Genomic DNA, 18,200 nt, shown 5'->3' with positions numbered 1-18,200 from the left:
TTGCATATAACAATTCAATAACGATGCCGGACGCCCTCTCGCGTATCGCCATGTCTGCCAACAGGCTTCGGACCCGGTACAGTCATTCGCCGTCCGGCCGCACGTGCCGGCGGTATGCTCCGATAGGAAATCTGTATGAAGTTCGGCAAGTTCGCCGCAACCGCGCTTCTCGCGGTTGTGACGGTGGGGATCGCCGCGGGAACGGCGGACGCGAGCCCATCGGTACCCCATTCCCCCGCGGTGGCGAAACAGACCACGGCATCCGGTGTCGACCACGGCGTCGCTTATCACTCGGTCCTGTCGGACCTGTCGCACAAGCTGACCACCGTCGTGGACAAGGGCCGGTTCGAGCTCGCCAAGAACGGCACCGAGGTCGATCTGAAGAACACCGACGGCACCGCCCTCGCCAAGGTGCCGCTGGCGTTCCGGATCAACGGCGGCACAATGCGTCTCGCGCAGCAGATCAGCGCGGACGGCCATCAGCTCGTGCTGACCCCGAAGACCCCGAGCGCCAAGGACGTCGGCGAGATGCAGCCGGTCAGCTCGATGGCCCGGCTGCAGGCAGAGGTCAACAAGAACATCGTCGGCGTGGTGGTCGGCGGCGTGATCGGCGGCCTGATCGGCGCGGTGTGCGGCTTCTTCTTCCTGAGCTGGCTCACCGGGCCCATCGGCCTGCTGATCGGCGCGATCGGCGGCGGGTACGCCATGGGCGGGCAGCCGTTCCTGGACGCGTTCACCGCGGTGCTGTCCGGCCAGCCCTGATCCCGCACGCACGAGCCCACGATCTCGACACGAGGTCGTGGGTTCTGTGCTGGGACGTTGCGCGCCCGGGTAATTCGTGGCTCAATGCGAAGGGGCGGCCCCTACCGGTCGCCCGTTCGCACAGACCTGAGGGTTGCGCTGATGACCGGGCACGAGCACGACTGGGTCCCCACCGCGGATCCGGCGATGGTCGAATTGCGGGATCCGTTGTCGCAGCGGGCGGTTCGGATCGTCCGCCCCGACGAGGGCGAATTGCCCGGCGATTTCCTCGTCGAGCTGGAAGCCCTGGTGTTCCAGTGGGAGGACACCACCACCCAGGCCGCCGCCGATGCCTATCTGGCCCTGCGCGGATCGCAGGAGCGGATCACCATCCTGCGCGGGTTGAGCTGGCTGTGCGCGCTGTGGGCGGTGGTCTGCGAGACCCGGCTCGGCAAATCCGCAGACAACATCATTCGTGATCTGGACTACCGCGGGGGCCGGCGCGTCATCCGCAACGCTGACCAGGCCCGTCGCTGGGAAAACCTCACGCAGCGGGTGCGTCTGGGCGCGCTCGCGGCGTTGACCGAGGATCCGCGCGCGGTCGGGGCCTATCGCACGGCCTGCACCGAACCGACCGGAATCGCCGCGGATCTGATCCGGCACACCCTGATTCACCTCGACGGATTCAGTCAGGACATGCAGCGGCACGACCTGAACGCCCGTGGTCTCGCGGCCGGTGTCATCGCCAATACGCAGCCCGGCGTGGGACCGCGCGGACGTCTGTGTTTCCGGCCCGCGCATTCGCTCTGATCATCCGGATGAGATGGAATTCACCACCGCGCAACCGTTTACATTGTCGAGATAAGCATTTCCCAGCTGTGGGCATGCGCCCGCGCACGTGATCGATCTCACCCTCGACACGACGACCGACCCGCCCGGACATCGGGCCGGGGACTCACCCGGCGGCGCGCAATTCCTCGCTGTGCAGGCGCCGATACCTGCTGCCGTGGAAGACCAGCGGATCGATATCGGCGCGAGTGGCCAGACGCTGGATGTGCACCAGCACCACCTGGTGATCGCCCGCGGGCACCTGCGCGTGCACCGTCCCCTCGATCCACGCCGACGCACCCTCGACGAACACCGCATGCCCCGTCCCGCGATGCAGCCCCACGCCCGCGAACCGGTCACCCGTGCGGGACCCGAAGGACCGCGCCGCATCCTGCTGATCGGTCCCCAGCAGGCTCAACCCGAGATGACTGGCCTGCGACAGCAGCGGCCACGTCGACGAACTGTTCTGCACACAGAACGACACCAGCGGCGGATCCAGCGACACCGGCACGAACGTGCTCACCGCCAATCCGTAACGCGCACCGTCGATTTCGGCGCACACCGTCACCACGCCACTGGGAAAGGCGGCGAAGGCGGTGCGCAGCCCTACGGCGTCGGCGGGAATCTCCTGGAGTTCGGACATGGGGTACCTCTCTTGCGCCGATATGCCACCGGGTCACGCTGTGCACGTACCCGGCACCCCGTCCGGGTGACACCGAAGCCGACAACACGACTGCGGAGCGTCGCCGGTCCGGCGGAGCGAGGCGGAACACCGGGTCACCCGATTTCCGCGCGCTCCGGGACACGCCGACTCCGGACGGGGTTGACAGGGCCCCGACTCCGTCCGAACGAAGCGGGGGCCGAAAAATTCAGCCTGCCTTTCAGATGACCCCGTGCAGTGGGGGCGGGGTGTCGTGCAGCAATGCCCGGCCCAGGTGCTGGTACTTCCAGCGCACCGGATCGTGCAGTGTGTGGGTGCGCGCGTTGCGCCAGAAGTGATCCAGGTTGAGATCCGCTGCGGCACTGCGGGTTCCGCTGATCTCGAACAACGCGGAGGACACCTCTGTCGCGGCCCGGTCGGCGAGGATCTTGGCCGCCGCGACCGCGAGCGAGGCCCGCGCGACGACGTCCTGTCCCGGCTCGGGACTCGCGGTGGCGGCGTCCACGGCCAGTCCGGCGGCGGTCAGGGTCGCCTCGGCGGCGGTCACCGACACGGCCAGCTCACCGATGCGCTGGATCACCAGCGGATCATCGCTGGCCCGTTCGACCTGTGCCTCGAACCACGGGCGACTGCGGGTGCGCACGAATTCCGTTGCCGCGCTCAATGCTCCGCGCGCGATACCGGTATCGATCGCCACGTGCAGCAACTGCGCGAACGCCCCGTATCCGGTCGGCGCGCGCACCGCCGCGTCCCGGGCGACCAGCTGACCGGCCTCGACGCGCACACCATCGAATCGCACCGTGCCGCTGCCGGTCGTGCGCTGCCCCAACGCATTCCAGTCGTCGACGATCTCGACGCCCGGACTGCTCGCCGGAAGAAACGCCACGTACTCCCCCGGACCGAGCCCGGTACGTTCCTCGGGATCGTCCAGCCGGGCGAGCACCGCGAGAATTCCCGCGAAAGGTGAACCGGTGCAGTAGTACTTGGTTCCATCGATGCGCAGACTCGAACCGTCCGGACGCAACGTGGTCGCCACCTCCGCGACCGTCGCGCCACCCCGCTCGGACTGCGCGTTGGCGATCTGCGCACCGTCGAGCACCTGCGCGAAATACCGCTGCCGCTGTTCGGGCGATCCGGCCAGCCGCAACAGATTCAGGTAGACGAAATGGCTGTGCGGAATCTGCGCGATATTCGGATCCGCGACCGCGAGAGTCCTTACCAGCTCGGCCAATTCACTCGGCGGCAGATCCGCGCCGCCATGCGCGGCGGGCACGGTGACGGCCAGCAATCCGCTGGCCGCCAACCGTACCACCTCGCCATACGGCAACTGCCGCAAGCGATCTCGATCGGCGGCGGTAACGGCGAAGTCCGCCGCCAGATCCCGCGCCACCTGCCGGGCCTGCCCGGCGGAGGTGATGCGCTGTGCGGCCGTGGCGGTCATCAGCCCGCCACAGCCGCCGCCGGCCGGCGCTGCGCCTCGAGTTCGCGCACCAGCGGCAGCACCCGCTGCCCGAAATACTCGATCTCCTCCTGGAAGTGCAGGAATCCACCCAGGATCAGATCGACGCCGCGATCGCGGTAGGCCACGATCCGCTCGGCGATCTGCTCGGGCGTGCCGATCAGTTCGGACCGGAAACCGTCGTTGTACTGCACGAGATCCTCGAAGGTGGAATCCGCCCACATCCCCTTGCGGTCCCCGGTCGAGGCCCCGGCCTGCTGCACCGCGTCCCGGAAACCCTCCACCGCCGGCTTGTTCGCCTTGGCTACGATCTCGCGGAGGACCTCGCGCGCTTCCTTCTCGGTGTCGCGGGCGATGATGAACGCGTTGAGCCCGAACTTCACCTCACGATCGTGCGCGCGCGCCACGGCACGCAGATCGTCCAATTGCTCTGTGACACCGTCGAAATCCTTGCCGTTGGAGAAGTACCAGTCGGCGAAACGTCCGCCGTTGCGGCGAGCCGCGGTGGAGTTACCGCCTTGGAACAGTTCGGGATTCGGCCGCTCGGGGGTGTTCAGCGGTTTGGGCTTGAGCGTGAAATCGCGAATCCGGTAGAAGTCGCCGCCGTACTCGACCGCGTCCTCGGTCCAGATCTTGCGAATCACCTCGAGGAATTCCGCACTGCGCCGGTACCGTTCGTCGTGTTCGAGCCACGGCTCGCCCAGCGCCTTGAACTCCCCGGCGAACCAGCCCGAGACCACGTTGATCGCGAATCGCCCGTTGGACAGATGATCCGCGGTGGCCCCGAATTTCGCGAGCACCGCGGGATGCCACAGTCCCGGATGTATCGCGGCGATGACCTTGAGCCGTTCGGTCGCCCCGAGCAGCGCCAGACTGAACGAGGTCGACTCGTGCTGGTACTCCGCACCATAGGAGGCGGTGTAGCGCACCTGGGACAGCGCGTATTCGAAGCCGTTGTTCTCCGCGGTGCGGGCCAGCTTCTTGTTGTATTCGAAATCCCACGATGTGCGCTGCTCGATGTCACTGGTGACCAAGCCGCCACTGACATTGGGCACCCAGTAGGCGAATCGAGTCTGCTCGGCGATCTTTTCGGTACTCACTCCTGCTCCCAGTGGTGTCGGCCGGATCCCGCGCCCTCGTGGACCGGGCACCTCATGTGCCCTTCACTTCAGCATCACGGTGTGCCCGGCACGAGGGTTTGAATCTGGCTGTGTTCAATTGCCTCCGCTCCGCTCCGGCGGGCCGCGGCCCCCAAGGGCCGATTCTTCCCTCCCTCCGCTCCCCCGCTTCGCTCCTCCGCTCCGGTCAGTCCAGAATCGACCCGGGCCGCGGCCTCGGTGTCGGCGTTGTCCAGGGTGGGTGGAACAGGGTGACCAGTGGTGTTCTGGCGCAGGTCATTCGGTGTTGCGAAGTGGGATGTGGTCCGCGCTAGACCTGGGCCGCCGCGCTGTACTTGGAACGCTCGAAGCGGCCCGCCGGGGCGAATTCGGCCAGCACCTCGTCAGCCTTGACGCCGGTGACCTGCTCGATGTAAGCGTCCGCCGCCTCCACCGTCTCGATGCCGAGGAACGGCTGCGGGCGATGCAGCAGCGAGACCAGCGCGGAGGCGAACTTCTTGTTCACCGCGGCGGCCGGGAAGAACCGGTTGGCGATGTCGCCCAGTTCCGGGTCGCTCAGGAACAGCCTGGTCACGTGGCTCGCCGCATCGGATCGGAAGTTCAGGAAGTCCTCGTACCGCGCCTCGATCCAGGCTCGATCGAATTCGCCCTCATGTGCCGCCGCGGCCGCGACCAGGCGTTGCGCCTGAACCAGTCCGCTCTGCGCACCCTGTCCGGCGATCGGGTCGTAGGCCACCGCGGTATCGCCGAGCGCGGCCACCAGATGGCCGTTCTCGGTCGTCCCGACGCCCTTGCGCACCACCGGCCGCACGGCGCCCTTGAGCCAGGAGTGCGGATCCTCCTCGATCACCCGAGTGGACAGCACCTCGGGCAGATCCCAGTCGATGTAGTCGCGGTAGAGCTCCTTGACGATCTGGTGTGCCGAGGCCGCGGAATCGGCAGCGGAGAAACGCTTGTCCCAGTCGCTGCCGGGACGGGCCCACCCCAGGAAGACCCACGACAGACCCGCATCCTTGTGCAGATACGGTCCCCACCAGGCCTCACCCTGCTCGGCGAAGATCGAGAACAGGCTGTGCGCACCGCCGGCCTCGCTCCGGTGCGCGAAAACCTCTGGGCCGGTGCCCAATCCGGTGAGAGTGACGGTCAGGACCTTGCGCTGCGGCTCGGAGTACACGGTGCGATCGGTGTCGACCTCGAACAGATCCGACAGGCCGCCGCGACCGGTCGCGACGAGGGTCAGGTCATTGGCGGCGGCGATCTCGTCCAACTTCTGCGGCGTCACCTGCTCGACCACGAATCGGCCACCGCGCTCCCGGAACGCGGTCAGCCGCTCGTCCGCCTTGAGGCGGGTATCCACCGCGAGACCGACGAATCCGTCGAAATCCCCGTCGAATCCGATCAATTCGGCATTCTCCGGCCCAGCGATACGCACGCTGAGCCCCGTGTGGTTGGCGGCGCGGTCGGCATAGGTTTCCTGGCCGAGCGCGGCCTCGGCCGCCTGAGCCTCACCGAAGCCGAGGGCGGTGCCGGTGGCGGGCACATCGTCGCGCAGGCTCTGCTGATCGCGATCGCTGTAGATGGTGACCTGGAAACCCGCGTCCAATAGGCCCAGGGCGGCGGTAGCACCGGTCTGCCCGGCACCGATGATTGCGGCTGTGCGAGACGAATTCTGCTGAGTCATAAGGAAATTCTGCAATCGAGCGGGATCGCCGTAGAGTGTTGCAATCACCCAGAACCAATCTGTGGAACCGGTTTCCTTTATTCGCGGTCACAACGAAAAGGGCCCGAATTGCAAAATTGATAATTTCACAATTCGGGCCCGGTTCAGGACTGCGTGGCGGTCGTGAGATCCGGACGACGCACCGATGCGGGATACGCCGTGGACCCGGAGCCGTCCAGGCGATAACGCGCCCCGCGATGTTCCGGCGGCAACCGGTCACCCGCGCCGAACAGCGCATTGCGCAACGTCCCCGGCACATACTCCGCCGGATAGGCACCGCGCTCGGTCAATACCGGAATCACATGTTGCACAACGTCTTCGAAGCTTCCGGGCGTGATCGCATAGGCCAGGTTGAACCCGTCGACGTCGGTCTGCGAGACCCACTCCTGCAACCGGTCGGCCACCGACTCACCCGAGCCGACGAAGACCGGACCCATCCCGCCGATACCGCCCCAGCGCGCGATATCGCGCACCGTCCATTCCCGGCCGTCGTCGTCGAACTCCTGGAACGCCGACACCGCGGACTGAATGGCATTGCTGTGCACCTGGCCGATCGGGTCGTCCAGATCGTATTCGGACAGATCGATACCCATCCATCCGGACATGAACACCAACCCGCCCTCGACGCTGGCGTACTCCAGATATTCCCGGTGCTTGCGTTCGGCGGCCTCGTCGGTGGCATCGGTGATGATCGTGGCCAGCGCGTAGATCCGCGCCGAATACGGATCACGCCCCGCTTCCCGCAATGCTTCCCGGATCCGCGAGACGGTCTGTCCCAGAACGCGTTTCGACGGCGCGGCGACGAAGATCGCCTCCGCGTTCTCCGCGGCGAACCGGGTGCCGCGAACCGAGGCCCCGGCCTGGTAGATCACCGGCGTCCGCTGGGGCGAGGGTTCGGACAGGTGAATGCCCGGGACGGTGTAATGCGTGCCGTAATGCCCGATGTGGTGCACCTTGTCGGGATTCACGTAGATCCCGGCGTCGGCGTCACGCACCACCGCGTCCTCCTCCCAGGAGCCCTCCCACAGCTTGTAGAGCACTTCGAGGTATTCATCGGCCCGGTCGTAGCGATCGTCGTGATCGAGCTGATCCGCCTCGCCGAAATTCCTTGCGGCCGAAGGGAGATAGCCGGTCACCACGTTCCAGCCGAGGCGTCCGCCGGTCAGGTGATCCAGTGTGGACAGTCGCCGGGCGAACGGATACGGATGTTCGAATCCGGTCCCGGTCGTGATGCCGAAGCCGAGATGCGTTGTGACAGCGGCCATCGCGGAGACCAGCAACAGCGGGTCGGACAGCGGAATCTGCGCGCCCTGGCGCAGCGCGGCGGTGTCGTCACCGCCGTACACGTCGTAGGTGCCCAGGACGTCGGCGATGAAGATCCCGTCGAACCGCCCGCGCTCCAACAGTTTCGCGAGTTCGGTCCAATAGCTCAGCTCGTTGTACCGGTGCGACTGGTCCTTCGGATGCCGCCACAGCCCCGGGGATTGGTGCGCGACGCAATTCATATCGAAGGCGTTGAACCGAATCCGCCGGGTCATTTCGCGGCTTCCCGCGTCCCGCGCGCGCCCGCACTCCAGGCGAAAGGCAGCGCGCTGCCGTTGAGCAGGTGGTCGCCGATGGCGCGGGCCTTCTGGATCGCCGGGTTGTGCACCGAGATGGTCCGCGCGTTGCGCCAGTGCCGATCCAGCCGCAGCCGTTCGGACACGATCGAGGCACCACCGACCTCGAACAGTTTGGTGGTGGCCGCCAGCACGATGTCGATCACGCCCAGCTGCGCCTGCGCGGCCGCGAGTTCCAGCGCCACCAGCGCGTTCTCATCGCTCGCACCCGAATCCAGCACCCCGTCCAGGAGGTCGGCGACGGCCAGTACGGTGGCCCGCGCGGTGAACGCCGCCGCCGAGAGCTGACCGATCACCTGCTGCACCAGCGGATCCTCGCGCGGCAGATCCGCGGCGGCGTGGGTATAGGTGCGCGTGCGCTCGGCCACCCAGGTACGCACGTCGAGTTCGGCGCGCTGGGCGATCCCCGCGAGAACGGCCAGCTGCACCAGCTGTAGATAGGCGGTGGCGTAGGTGGCCCCGGGCCCGCCGTACCCCGGCCCCAGAATCCGGTCCTCGGCAACGGCAACGTTCTCGAATTCGGTTGTGCCGCTCGCAGTCAGCCGCTGTCCGAAACCGTCCCAGTCGTCGTGCTGGCGGACGCCCTCGACATCGGCGTCGACCAGCACCGACACCCGCTCGCCGTCCTTGTCCGCGGCGACCAGGATGTGATCGGCGTACAGCGACCCCGTGCTGTAGTACTTGACGCCGTTCAGCCGCCAGCCCGACCCGTCCGCGGTCAGTGTGGTCCGGTACCGATCCACCGCGCCCACCCCCGGTTCGGTGATCGCATTGCCGACCAGTGTCCCATCCGCCACCGCCCGCAACCACTGCTCACTCGCCGGGGACGGCTGGGCCAGCAGCTGATCCTCGACGAACGAGAAATGCACCCGAAGTGCTTGCGGCAGATTGGATTCCGCAGCGGCCAGATCGATCAGCAAGCCGAACAGCTGGCGCGCGCTCGCACCGTAGCCGCCGAATTCGACGGGCACCCGCAGCGCGCCGAACTTCGCCTCGCGCAACCAGCCCACCTCCTCGTACGGCAGTCGACGGTCGATCTCGCGCTGCAACGCTCCGGCGGCGATCCGCTCGAAGATGGGCGCGAAGATCTCGGTGAGCTCGCTGTCGGTGGTGGTGCGAGAGGCGGTGGAGGTCATATCCGAACGATCACCCGAACGCGGATCTCGCTCACGGTTTACACGCAGCGGGATCGAAAAGCCGCTGACGCCGCAGGGCCCCGCCCGGATTCCGGACGGGGCCCTGCGGATTCGAGACTACTTGCTCTTGGACGGGGTGAACGGCTCGTTGATCGTGGTGAAGTACTGCACCGCGGCCGCGATCGCGACCGGGGCGGTCACCAGCAGCTGGCCCGCGAGGGTGCCCAGCGCGCCGACGGCGATGATGCCGCCGAGGCAGCCGATCACGGCAGCCGGGACGAACGCACCGAACAGGCCGATGATCGCCGCGGAGGACACGGTGGCGCCCGCGATGCCGCCGAGCACACAGCCCACGGCCCCGCCGGACAGGCCGCCGACCAGGGTGCCGATGGTGGCGCCGGTGGCGATGGTGTCCTTCATGCGGTTCCAGGCCGCCTGCTCACGGTCGTACGGGGTCTTCCACGGCGCGGTGTCCTGATACGGCAGTGCCACCGGCTTGTAGACCGCGTGCCGCATATCGAACTGCGGGGTCAACGTCGCGGTGCGGTCTGCGATGTTGGCCGCGATCGGGAACTCGAAATCATCGACCCGGAACTTCAAAACCGTTCCGTCCAGGGTCTTTCCGTTGGCGGCCTTGATCTTGAACACGCCGTTCTCGACATCCATCGAGCCGGCGTCGGTCTTGACGATCGTGGCGGTCGGAGTGGTCCACGCCTTGTAGTTGACTGCCTCCGGCGCACTCTGCGGAGTGGCGTCGGCAGCCCCGGCGGTCACGCCGAGAGCGGTTGTCACGAGAGCCGCGACCACCGCGAACTTTGTGAGCTTCACTTTTTTGCTTCCCTCATCATCAAGCAACAGGACTGGGGCGCGCTAACGCGCCCGCTTCCGGCGAATCCACCCGTTACGGATTTCCGAGCTGCCCACTACGGATTTCCGAGCTGTCCACGCACAGGTCGACTCGGGATCCGCTCCCGCCCAGGTCTGCATTCCCCGGGCGGGGCGGTGTCCCCCCGGTGCGGAGGCACCGGGTCAGATCCACCTATCGGGTCGTCGCGCTCGACGGCGACTCGATAACGGCGGACGTTACTTTGCGGGAGTGAACGGGGCGTTGATGGTGGTGAAATACTGAACGGCCGCGATAATCGCCGACGGAGCGGTCACCAGCAACTGTCCCGCGAGGGTGCCCAGTGCGCCGACCGCGATGATGCCGCCGAAGCAGCCGATCACCGCCGCGGGCACGAATGCGCCGAACAGGCCCACGATCGTCGCCGCCGCGACAGTCGCACCGGCGATACCGCCCAGCAGGCAACCCACGGCTCCACCGGTCAGACCGCCGACCAGGGTGCCGATGGTGGCACCGGCACTGATAGTGCTGGTCAACCGGTTCCACGCCGCCAGCTCACGGTCGTACGGGGTCTTCCACGGGGCGACGTTCTGATACGGCAGATCCACCGGCTTGTAGACCGCGTGTGCCAGATCGAACTGCGGAGTCAGCGTCGCGGTCCGCCCGGCGATGTTCGCGGCGATCGGAAAGACGAAGTCGTCCACCCGGAAGGACAACTGGGTTCCGGCCAGGGTCTTGCCATTGGCAGCCTTGATCCTGAATACCCCGTCACGCGCGTCCAGCGAACCGGCATCGGTGGAGATGATCGTCGAAGTCTTGGTGGTGGTCGCCTTGTAGTCGACGACGCCGTCGGATCCGGTCGGTGTGGCGTCCGCCACACCGATCGAAAGACCCAGCGCCGTGGTGACCAGAGCTGCGACCACCGCAGCTTTGTTCAGTTTCACGGTATTTTCCCTCATCATTGAATCGTGACGCCGTCTGCAGTAACCACACAGCGTGGTTCGGCGCCACGAAGATCGGCGAACTTCGCCGAGGTCAGCCGATCGATTATCGCTAATCGACGGCCGACGGCAAGCGTATAGCAACGAGGTGCGCCGCGACCAGATTATGAAACAACCAGATTTGAATCGGTGACTCGTGGGCCCGGCATGGGCAACATCGGATGTTGGCTCGCCGACCGTTCGGCGCCGCCCGCCCGCGTCCGCCACGACCGCACGAGTACCGCGTTGCCTTCTGAAAGGGACGAGCTCGAATGAGCCTGAATTTCCATTGGTTCCTGCCCACCTACGGCGATTCCCGCAACCTGGTCGCGGGCGGCCACGGCACCGCGATGTCGGGCGATCGGCCCGCTTCGCTGCGCTATCTGAACCAGATCGCCGGGGCGGCCGAGGAGAACGGCTTCGAGGGGGTGCTCACCCCGACCGGGGCGTGGTGCGAGGACGCCTGGCTCACCACGGCCATGCTGGTGGAGACCACCGAGACGCTGAAATTCCTGGTCGCCTTCCGTCCCGGCGTGGTCAGCCCGACCCTCGCCGCGCAGATGGCCGGAACCTTCCAGCGGCATTCGCGCGGGCGGCTGCTGCTGAACGTCGTCACCGGCGGCGAGCCGCACGAACAGCAGGCCTACGGGGACTTCCTGGACAAGGAGCAGCGCTACGAGCGCACCGGGGAATTCCTGCACATCGTGCGCGAGCTCTGGGGCGCGCGGGAGCCGATCAGTTTCGAGGGCAAGCATCTTCAGGTCCGCAACGCGCTGCTGAACAACCATCCGGACCCGATCCCGCCGGTGTTCTTCGGCGGCTCGTCGGCGCCCGCGGGCCCGGTCGCCGCGCAGTACGCGGACACCTATCTGACCTGGGGTGAGCCGCTGTTCGCGGTGAGCAAGAAGCTGGAGTGGATCCGTCGTCTGGCGGTGGACCAAGGCCGCAAGCTCGACTACGGCCTGCGCATTCACGTCATCTCCCGGGACACCTCCGAACAGGCGTGGGCCGAGGCGGACCGGTTGCTCGAGGCGGTCGATCCCGCGGATATCGAACGCGTGCAAACGAATCTGGCGCAGAGCGAGTCCGAGGGGCAGCGCCGGATGCTGGAATTGCACGGCGGGTCCACCGACCGGCTGGAGATCGCGCCGAATCTGTGGGCCGGCGTCGGCCTGGTGCGCGGCGGGGCCGGTACGGCGCTGGTCGGATCGCACGAGGAGGTCGCAGAGCGGCTGATCGAATATTCGCGCCTGGGGATCTCGCAGTTCATCCTCTCGGGTTATCCCCATGTGGAGGAGGCGTACTGGTTCGGTGAGGGAGTCCTGCCGATTCTGGAGCGTCGCGGTCTGTGGAAGCACCCCACGCGGCGAGTGCGCCACGTGGCGACCACACCGTTCGCCACGGCGGCGGCGAGCAGCAGCTGAGTCCTGCACAGCTGCCGCGGCGGCGGCCGTCCCATCCGGGCGGCCGCCGCTGTCGTATCCGCGGCTCGCGATATGGACGGGGTCACGACACGATACCCCGCATTCGATGCCATTCTCAGAATTGGGAATATTCGAATCCGGCAGCGTGCCGATAAAGAGCTTCCGCGGGCGATAAATAATGTTTGCTCGATCACAAGAATTCACTGCCCACGGAACTGGAATTTCCCATTTCTACCACTCGCGACACATCGCTGACACACTAAAGTTACTGTTGTGCAACAGGATTGAACGAGGTCCGCACAGGCGGCCCAACTTCCGAAACATCAAAATTTTACTGTGCGCGGAGTCTCTCTGGGATTCGAAGCACGTTGCTCAGCACAGGAGAACCGGACTACCGTGAACGCGGCACTGGTCGCCGCCGCTCATTGCCACGAACCATTGAAATGAACACGCATCACACCATTCACGAGATGGCATATCGGAGAACAAGATCACGATATACGCGGTGCGGAAAATTACGACTGGAACAATGACCTCTTCGACACCCTGGCATGTTCACGACGACTCGGAAAACCTCCCCGCGCCGCCGACCCGACACACTACCCTTGTGACACAAGGCATTTCGACCGCACGCGCCGACAAGGGCTATGTGGCCGCGGCCGTCGCGGCGGCCCTGGCCGTCATCCTGATGTTCCAGCCGTGGCTGACCGCATCGGGCCCGAACGGTCGGCTGCGTTCCGATGCGTTCGGCCGAATCGACGGCGCGACAAGGAGTTTCGATGACTGGCTCACCGACGGCTACAGCCAGCCGAACATCAGCGGCGTCTGGGCGGTTCTGGCCGCCCTCGCCGCGGTGGTCACCATCAGCGCAGTCCTGATGTACCTGCGCATCCGCACCGCAGCCCTGTCCTACCTGGTACTCGGTTCCGCCCTGGCCACCGCCATGTTCATCCTCGCCGACCTGCTCTACCTCAGCGGCAAGGCCCCCGAACTGCGCACGATCGTCCAGAGCAACCACGGCGACGGCTTCGGCAACCTGCTCGGCCTGTTCCTCGGCGACGACACCGCCCGTCACAGCACCCACCAGGTAGCCACCGCGGGCCTGGACCCCGCCGGAATGCTCTGCGGCGCAGCCACATTCGGCGGCGCGGTAACCGCCATCGCCGCGGGCCTCCGCAAGCACACCTGGTACACGCTGCGGCCGGTTCCCGTGCGGCAGCGAGTGAACGCCCTGCCCCCACACGACGTCCGCGACCAACGAACCGTCATCACGGTCGCCTGAACTCAGCACTGCGCACAGAGCCTGGCAGCAGACCGCGACCACCTCATCGATCCAGGGCGATCACGCTTTCTTCTTCGCGGCCGCCTTCTGTTCCTTCTTGAACGCCCTGACCTCGAGCAACGTCTCCCCGTCCACGATGTCGGCCGCCGAACGCCGCGAATTCTGCTCCGAATACGCTCCGGCGGCCTTCTCCCAGCCGTTGGGCCGCACCCCGAGCTGCTTACCCAGCAGCGCCAGGAAGATCCGCGCCTTCTGATCCCCGTACCCGGGCAGATCCTTCAACCGCCGCAGCACCTCCGCACCGTCCGGATCGTCCTGGGTCCAGATCCGCTCGGTGTGCCCGTCGTAATTCTCGATCACGTATCGAGCCAGTTCCTGCGCCCGCCGCGCCATCGACCGCCCGTACCGGTGAATCGCCGGCGGCGTGGCCGCCAGCTCCTCGAACTCAGCCGGATCCGCCTCGGCGATCTTGAGGATATCGAACCCGCCCATCCGCTCAGCGAGCTTGCGCGGCCCGCGAAACGCGTGTTCGAGGGGATACTGCTGATCCAGCATCATCCCCACCAACAGCGCGAACGGGTCCGACGACAGAAGCTGATCCGCTTCGGGATCCTGGGCGAGACACAGCTGATGGGCCATCAGGCCATTATGACGCCCGGCGAATCGAAACCGGCGAGTAGCCGGATGCGCCGCGTAGGCTCGGCGCATGCCTGACACTCTGGTGGTACCCCCCACAGTGGACAAGGCGCCGAAAGACAGAACGGCAAGTTATATGGCGCCCACACACAGCACCACGAATCCTGCCCGCCGACCGGATCGCTTCGACCGCGAGGGGCACGATCAACTCATCGACGTCCGCGATCTACAGGCGGCCCTGCCCGGTATCGCGCGGCTGCGGTCCTGGGCCCATGAGGCCCTGGCCCTGCGGCCCGGCGAGAGCGCGGTCGACATCGGTTCCGGCACCGGTTCGGAGGTCCTCACCTTCGCCGATGCGGTCGGCCCGAACGGCAACGCCGTCGGCGTGGAACCCGATCCGAACCTGCTCGCCGTCGCGGAACGCAATGCCGCCGAGGCACGTTCGGCCGCGCGGTTCGTCACCGGCGACGCCTACGGCCTGCCCTTCGGCGCGGGATCGTTCGACGCGGCGCTGTGCGAGCGCGTCTTCCAGCATCTGACCGCACCCGTGCGCGCGACCGCCGAGATAGCCCGCGTGCTGCGGCCCGGCGGCCGGGTGGTGGTGACCGACAGCGATTGGGGCACCGCGATCGTGCATCCGGGCGACCGGAAAGTGGTGCACGAGGTGATCGAGACGCTGATCGGCAACACCACCAACCCGTTCGCCGGACGTCGCCTGCACGGACAGTTGCAGCAGGCCGGGCTGATCGTCGACGAGGTCGGCTCGCACGCGCTGGTTCAGGACGCCGGGATCGGCGCGGGTGCGCTGGTCGCCCGGATCTCCGCGATGGCCGTCGCCCGCGGCGCGATCACCGAGCAGCAGCGGGACACCTTGCTCGACGATCTGCGGGCGGGCGCGGAATCCGGCGACATCCACCTGTCGGTGACCATGTTCGCGGTACTGGCCCACAAACCCGCATAAGCGCAACACTTTTCGAATGAAGAACGGGCCGCCCGCGCCGGGCGGCCCGTTCGTCGTTCCGATCTACTTGTCGAGCAGCTTCTCGGTGGCCGCGAGCAGCACGCAGGTGGCCAGGCCGTCCATCGCCTTCTCCAGATCACCCAGCGGCGGGAAACTCGGCGCGATGCGAATGTTCTTGTCGTCCGGGTCTTTTCCGTACGGGAAGGCCGCGCCCGCGGGGGTGAGCGCGATTCCGGCGGCCTTCGCCAGCGCGACGACCCGCGCGGCGGTGCCCTCGAACACGTCGAGGCTGATGAAGTAGCCGCCCTTGGGCTCGGTCCACGACGCGATCTTCGACGCGCCCAGGCGATCCTCCAGAATCCGAAGCACCAGTGCGAATTTCGGCTCCAGGATCGCGCGATGCTTCTGCATGTGCGCGCGCACGCCGTCGGCGTCGCCGAAGAATTTCACGTGCCGCAGCTGGTTGATCTTGTCCGGGCCGATGCTCTTCTTGATGGCATGTTTCAGATACCAGTCCAGATTGGCGGTCGAGCCGCCCAGGAAGCTCACGCCGCTACCGGCGAAGGTGATCTTCGAGGTGGAGGCGAATACGTAGGGGCGGTTGGGATTTCCGGCCGCGGCAGCCAGTCCGAGCACATCCAGCGAGGGTGCGGTGGTATCGGTCAGCGGATGCACCGCGTAGGCGTTGTCCCAGAACAACCGGAAGTCCGCTGCCGCGGCGGGCATCGAAACCAGTTCCCGGACAACCTCTTCGGTGAAGGTGACGCCGGTCGGGTTGGCGTAGTTCGGCACCGCCCACATACCCTTGATCTGCGGATCCGCGGCCACCAACTCGGCGATGGCGTGCACGTCCGGGCCCTCGGGGCCGATCGCGATCGGGATCATCTCCACGCCGAGCGCCTGCGACATCGCGAAGTGCCGGTCGTACCCCGGGCTCGGGCACAGGAACTTGACCACCGGCTCGTCCACCCAGCGGCGCGGCGAATCGACGGTGCCGTACAGCAGGCCGAAGGTGAGCACATCGTGCATCAGCTCGAGGCTGGAGTTGTTCCCGGCCAGCAGATTGGCCACCGGAATGCCCAGCAGCTCGCCGAAGATCGCACGCAACTCCGGAAGCCCTTGCTGGCCACCGTAATTGCGCAGGTCGGTACCGGCGGCATCGTGAAATTCGGTGCCGGGCAGGGTGAGCAGGTCCAGCGACAGGTCGAGCTGCTCGGGCGAGGGCTTACCGCGGGTGAGATCCAGTGTCAGCTTCTCGGTTTCGAGCTTCGCGTAGTTCGCGGTCTGCGTCTCGTGTTCGGACACGAGTTCCGCATGGCTCATCAAACCGATCTGCGTTTGCCGGGGCATCACTCAACAGCCTTTCCAAGCAGCGTGGGGATCTTGTTCGGACGCGGCCCGCGCCGGTCCAGCCGTCCACGTTACTCGGAATTGACACCGAGAGTGCGGCATATTTGCGCCCCGCGGGACCGGACCGGTGAGTAATAAGGGGACCCCGCGCACCCGGCAGAGCCCGTTGACCCTTGCTGCCTTCCGGCCCTGGGGGAGTTCACAGGATGCGCGCCGCGCGGGATCCGTCGGCCAGTGTAGCGGTCCGCCGCCGCCCGGCGCACATGCGCCCCGTCGAACCGGTGCACACGCCCCGTCAAACGCGGGAGACGCGGGGGCAGTGGACTCGCTACGATCTGTCCGACATTCCGAGGGGGCTTCGGCTACCGCATCCGGAGGGAAGGAAGACATGACGGACAACACCCCGCCGCAGGACGAGCCGCCCAACGACTCCAACCAATGGTGGTCCACGCCGGCCAGCTCCGGTTCGAGCACGCCGCTCACCGGCACCGACCCGACCATCATGGGCGGCAGCCAGGGCTACGGCGCCTCGGGGTACAGCCAGCAGCCGTACTCGCCGCAGCAGTTCAACCCGCAGCCCTACGGCCAGTCGGCGCCGCAGCCGACCGCGATCCCGCAACCACCCTCGCAACCGACGCCGCAGCCGCAGATGGGGTACACCGGCCAGCAGCAACAGATGGGGTACACCGGGCAGCAGCCGCAGTTCACCGGCGGTTATCCGCAGCAGCCGGCCTTCGCGCCGCGGCCGCCGCAGAAGAGCAATGCCGCACTGTGGGTCATCGGCGGTGTGGTCGGCCTGGTCGTCGTCATCGGGGTCGTCATCGGCATCGTGGCCGTGGCCGGCGGCGACGACAGCTCCAGCTCGGTCCTGGGCAAGAACAAGATCGACGGCGACTACAGCATGTCCAGCGTCACCAACGCGTGCAGCCTGGTCGACCTGACCGTGCTGAGCAAGTGGGCGCCGACGGCCAAGCCCAACCCGACGCACACCGAGCGCGCACCCGACAGCAGCATCGGCGGCGGCTCGCTGGACTGCACCGGCTCCTACGAGGGCGCGGGCAAGTACAGCACCGACAGCTCCCAGCTGTCCCTGGACGTCGAATTCCAGAGCAAGTACGGCTCGCCCGACTACAACATGTGGAAGGACGAGGACACCAAGACCACCGGCAGCGGCCGCAGCTCCGGCGACATCACCGGCATCGGCCAGCATGCCTACTACGCCATCGAGGAACAGAACTACTCGAGCTTCACCGTGCTCAACTACACCTGCGCCACGACGGACTCCAACGTCTCGGCGAAGGTCGAGCTGCGCATCTACGCCGACAGCACACCCAGCAAGGAAGACGTCGGCACCACCTGCAAGGACCAGCTGAAAAAGGTCCTCACCGGCCTGCGCAAATGACCCCCCTGACCCCCTCCGACGGGCCGGTTTGGTGCCGCG

Annotated in this window: 16 protein-coding genes and 1 other RNA gene; 6 read left to right on the top strand and 11 right to left on the bottom strand. The window is 66.7% G+C overall.

Going from position 1 to position 18,200, the window contains the following annotated elements; genetic code table 11:
- Positions 1–135 precede the first annotated feature (135 nt).
- Entirely contained in the window at positions 136–762 is a 627-nt protein-coding gene (locus tag NM2_RS03855; RefSeq protein ID WP_067664064.1) for a DUF8020 domain-containing protein, read from the top strand.
- 141 nt (positions 763–903) lie between these two features.
- Positions 904–1,551, top strand: a complete 648-nt coding sequence (locus tag NM2_RS03850; protein ID WP_067664060.1) for a hypothetical protein — start codon at positions 904–906, stop codon at positions 1,549–1,551.
- A 145-nt stretch (positions 1,552–1,696) separates the two neighbouring features.
- Here the strand turns inward: NM2_RS03850 and NM2_RS03845 are convergent, their stop codons facing one another.
- The 8 genes from NM2_RS03845 to NM2_RS03810 all read right to left on the bottom strand — a co-directional run bounded on the left by NM2_RS03845 (position 1,697) and on the right by NM2_RS03810 (position 11,070).
- Positions 1,697–2,212, bottom strand: a complete 516-nt coding sequence (locus tag NM2_RS03845; protein WP_067664057.1) for a flavin reductase family protein — start codon at positions 2,210–2,212, stop codon at positions 1,697–1,699.
- A 238-nt stretch (positions 2,213–2,450) separates the two neighbouring features.
- Positions 2,451–3,671, bottom strand: a complete 1,221-nt coding sequence (locus NM2_RS03840) for an SfnB family sulfur acquisition oxidoreductase (RefSeq protein WP_067664054.1) — start codon at positions 3,669–3,671, stop codon at positions 2,451–2,453.
- Complete coding sequence (sfnG, locus tag NM2_RS03835; RefSeq protein WP_067664050.1) at positions 3,671–4,789, bottom strand: dimethylsulfone monooxygenase SfnG; 1,119 nt, start codon at positions 4,787–4,789, stop codon at positions 3,671–3,673. Before sfnG ends, NM2_RS03840 begins: the two co-directional genes overlap by 1 nt.
- 328 nt (positions 4,790–5,117) lie before the next feature.
- Positions 5,118–6,488, bottom strand: coding sequence for a styrene monooxygenase/indole monooxygenase family protein (locus tag NM2_RS03830; RefSeq protein ID WP_067664047.1), 1,371 nt, complete (start codon positions 6,486–6,488; stop codon positions 5,118–5,120).
- A 143-nt stretch (positions 6,489–6,631) separates the two neighbouring features.
- Positions 6,632–8,065, bottom strand: a complete 1,434-nt coding sequence (locus tag NM2_RS03825) for an LLM class flavin-dependent oxidoreductase (RefSeq protein WP_067664044.1) — start codon at positions 8,063–8,065, stop codon at positions 6,632–6,634.
- On the bottom strand, positions 8,062–9,282 hold the full coding sequence (locus NM2_RS03820; RefSeq protein WP_067664041.1) for an acyl-CoA dehydrogenase family protein: 1,221 nt from the start codon (positions 9,280–9,282) through the stop codon (positions 8,062–8,064). Before NM2_RS03820 ends, NM2_RS03825 begins: the two co-directional genes overlap by 4 nt.
- 117 nt (positions 9,283–9,399) lie before the next feature.
- A complete protein-coding gene (locus NM2_RS03815; RefSeq protein WP_067664038.1) occupies positions 9,400–10,110 on the bottom strand; it encodes a DUF8020 domain-containing protein in 711 nt (236 codons plus the stop codon).
- Positions 10,111–10,365: 255 nt separating this feature from the next.
- Positions 10,366–11,070, bottom strand: a complete 705-nt coding sequence (locus NM2_RS03810) for a DUF8020 domain-containing protein (RefSeq protein ID WP_067664034.1) — start codon at positions 11,068–11,070, stop codon at positions 10,366–10,368.
- Positions 11,071–11,378: 308 nt separating this feature from the next.
- Here NM2_RS03810 and NM2_RS03805 point away from each other — a divergent pair, with 308 nt between their 5' ends.
- On the top strand, positions 11,379–12,530 hold the full coding sequence (locus tag NM2_RS03805) for an LLM class flavin-dependent oxidoreductase (protein WP_067664031.1): 1,152 nt from the start codon (positions 11,379–11,381) through the stop codon (positions 12,528–12,530).
- Between the two features lie 607 nt (positions 12,531–13,137).
- Positions 13,138–13,812 carry a hypothetical protein gene (locus NM2_RS03800; RefSeq protein ID WP_157120868.1) on the top strand — a complete coding sequence of 225 codons (675 nt, stop codon included), beginning with the start codon at positions 13,138–13,140 and terminating at the stop codon, positions 13,810–13,812.
- Positions 13,813–13,872: 60 nt separating this feature from the next.
- Here NM2_RS03800 and NM2_RS03795 read toward each other — a convergent pair whose 3' ends face one another.
- Positions 13,873–14,451 carry an HhH-GPD-type base excision DNA repair protein gene (locus NM2_RS03795; RefSeq protein WP_067664025.1) on the bottom strand — a complete coding sequence of 193 codons (579 nt, stop codon included), beginning with the start codon at positions 14,449–14,451 and terminating at the stop codon, positions 13,873–13,875.
- 133 nt (positions 14,452–14,584) lie between these two features.
- Between NM2_RS03795 and NM2_RS03790 the strand changes: the two genes are divergently transcribed.
- Entirely contained in the window at positions 14,585–15,409 is an 825-nt protein-coding gene (locus NM2_RS03790; RefSeq protein ID WP_067664022.1) for a methyltransferase domain-containing protein, read from the top strand.
- Between the two features lie 63 nt (positions 15,410–15,472).
- Here NM2_RS03790 and NM2_RS03785 read toward each other — a convergent pair whose 3' ends face one another.
- Both NM2_RS03785 and ffs read right to left on the bottom strand, forming a co-directional pair.
- Entirely contained in the window at positions 15,473–16,759 is a 1,287-nt protein-coding gene (locus tag NM2_RS03785; RefSeq protein ID WP_067664191.1) for an aspartate aminotransferase type Ic, read from the bottom strand.
- A 134-nt stretch (positions 16,760–16,893) separates the two neighbouring features.
- An RNA gene (gene ffs / locus NM2_RS03780) (signal recognition particle sRNA small type) lies at positions 16,894–16,988 on the bottom strand.
- Positions 16,989–17,147: 159 nt separating this feature from the next.
- Between ffs and NM2_RS03775 the strand changes: the two genes are divergently transcribed.
- Positions 17,148–18,161 (top strand): hypothetical protein, encoded by a 1,014-nt coding sequence (locus tag NM2_RS03775; protein WP_067664019.1) that lies wholly within the window; start codon positions 17,148–17,150, stop codon positions 18,159–18,161.
- Positions 18,162–18,200: the final 39 nt, after the last annotated feature.

Source organism: Nocardia miyunensis NBRC 108239, from assembly GCF_001613065.1.
Lineage (GTDB): Bacteria > Actinomycetota > Actinomycetes > Mycobacteriales > Mycobacteriaceae > Nocardia > Nocardia miyunensis.
This window is presented reverse-complemented; position numbering and strand designations above follow the sequence as displayed.

Bases quoted from the DNA above. Each gene is read 5' to 3' on its own strand.
- NM2_RS03855 (WP_067664064.1), top strand. From the start codon at position 136: ATGAAGTTCGGCAAGTTCGCCGCAACCGCGCTTCTCGCGGTTGTGACG.
- NM2_RS03850 (WP_067664060.1), top strand. From the start codon at position 904: ATGACCGGGCACGAGCACGACTGGGTCCCCACCGCGGATCCGGCGATG.
- NM2_RS03845 (WP_067664057.1), bottom strand. From the start codon at position 2,212: ATGTCCGAACTCCAGGAGATTCCCGCCGACGCCGTAGGGCTGCGCACC.
- NM2_RS03840 (WP_067664054.1), bottom strand. From the start codon at position 3,671: ATGACCGCCACGGCCGCACAGCGCATCACCTCCGCCGGGCAGGCCCGG.
- NM2_RS03830 (WP_067664047.1), bottom strand. From the start codon at position 6,488: ATGACTCAGCAGAATTCGTCTCGCACAGCCGCAATCATCGGTGCCGGG.
- NM2_RS03825 (WP_067664044.1), bottom strand. From the start codon at position 8,065: ATGACCCGGCGGATTCGGTTCAACGCCTTCGATATGAATTGCGTCGCG.
- NM2_RS03820 (WP_067664041.1), bottom strand. From the start codon at position 9,282: ATGACCTCCACCGCCTCTCGCACCACCACCGACAGCGAGCTCACCGAG.
- NM2_RS03805 (WP_067664031.1), top strand. From the start codon at position 11,379: ATGAGCCTGAATTTCCATTGGTTCCTGCCCACCTACGGCGATTCCCGC.
- NM2_RS03795 (WP_067664025.1), bottom strand. From the start codon at position 14,451: ATGGCCCATCAGCTGTGTCTCGCCCAGGATCCCGAAGCGGATCAGCTT.
- NM2_RS03790 (WP_067664022.1), top strand. From the start codon at position 14,585: ATGGCGCCCACACACAGCACCACGAATCCTGCCCGCCGACCGGATCGC.
- NM2_RS03785 (WP_067664191.1), bottom strand. From the start codon at position 16,759: ATGCCCCGGCAAACGCAGATCGGTTTGATGAGCCATGCGGAACTCGTG.
- NM2_RS03775 (WP_067664019.1), top strand. From the start codon at position 17,148: ATGACGGACAACACCCCGCCGCAGGACGAGCCGCCCAACGACTCCAAC.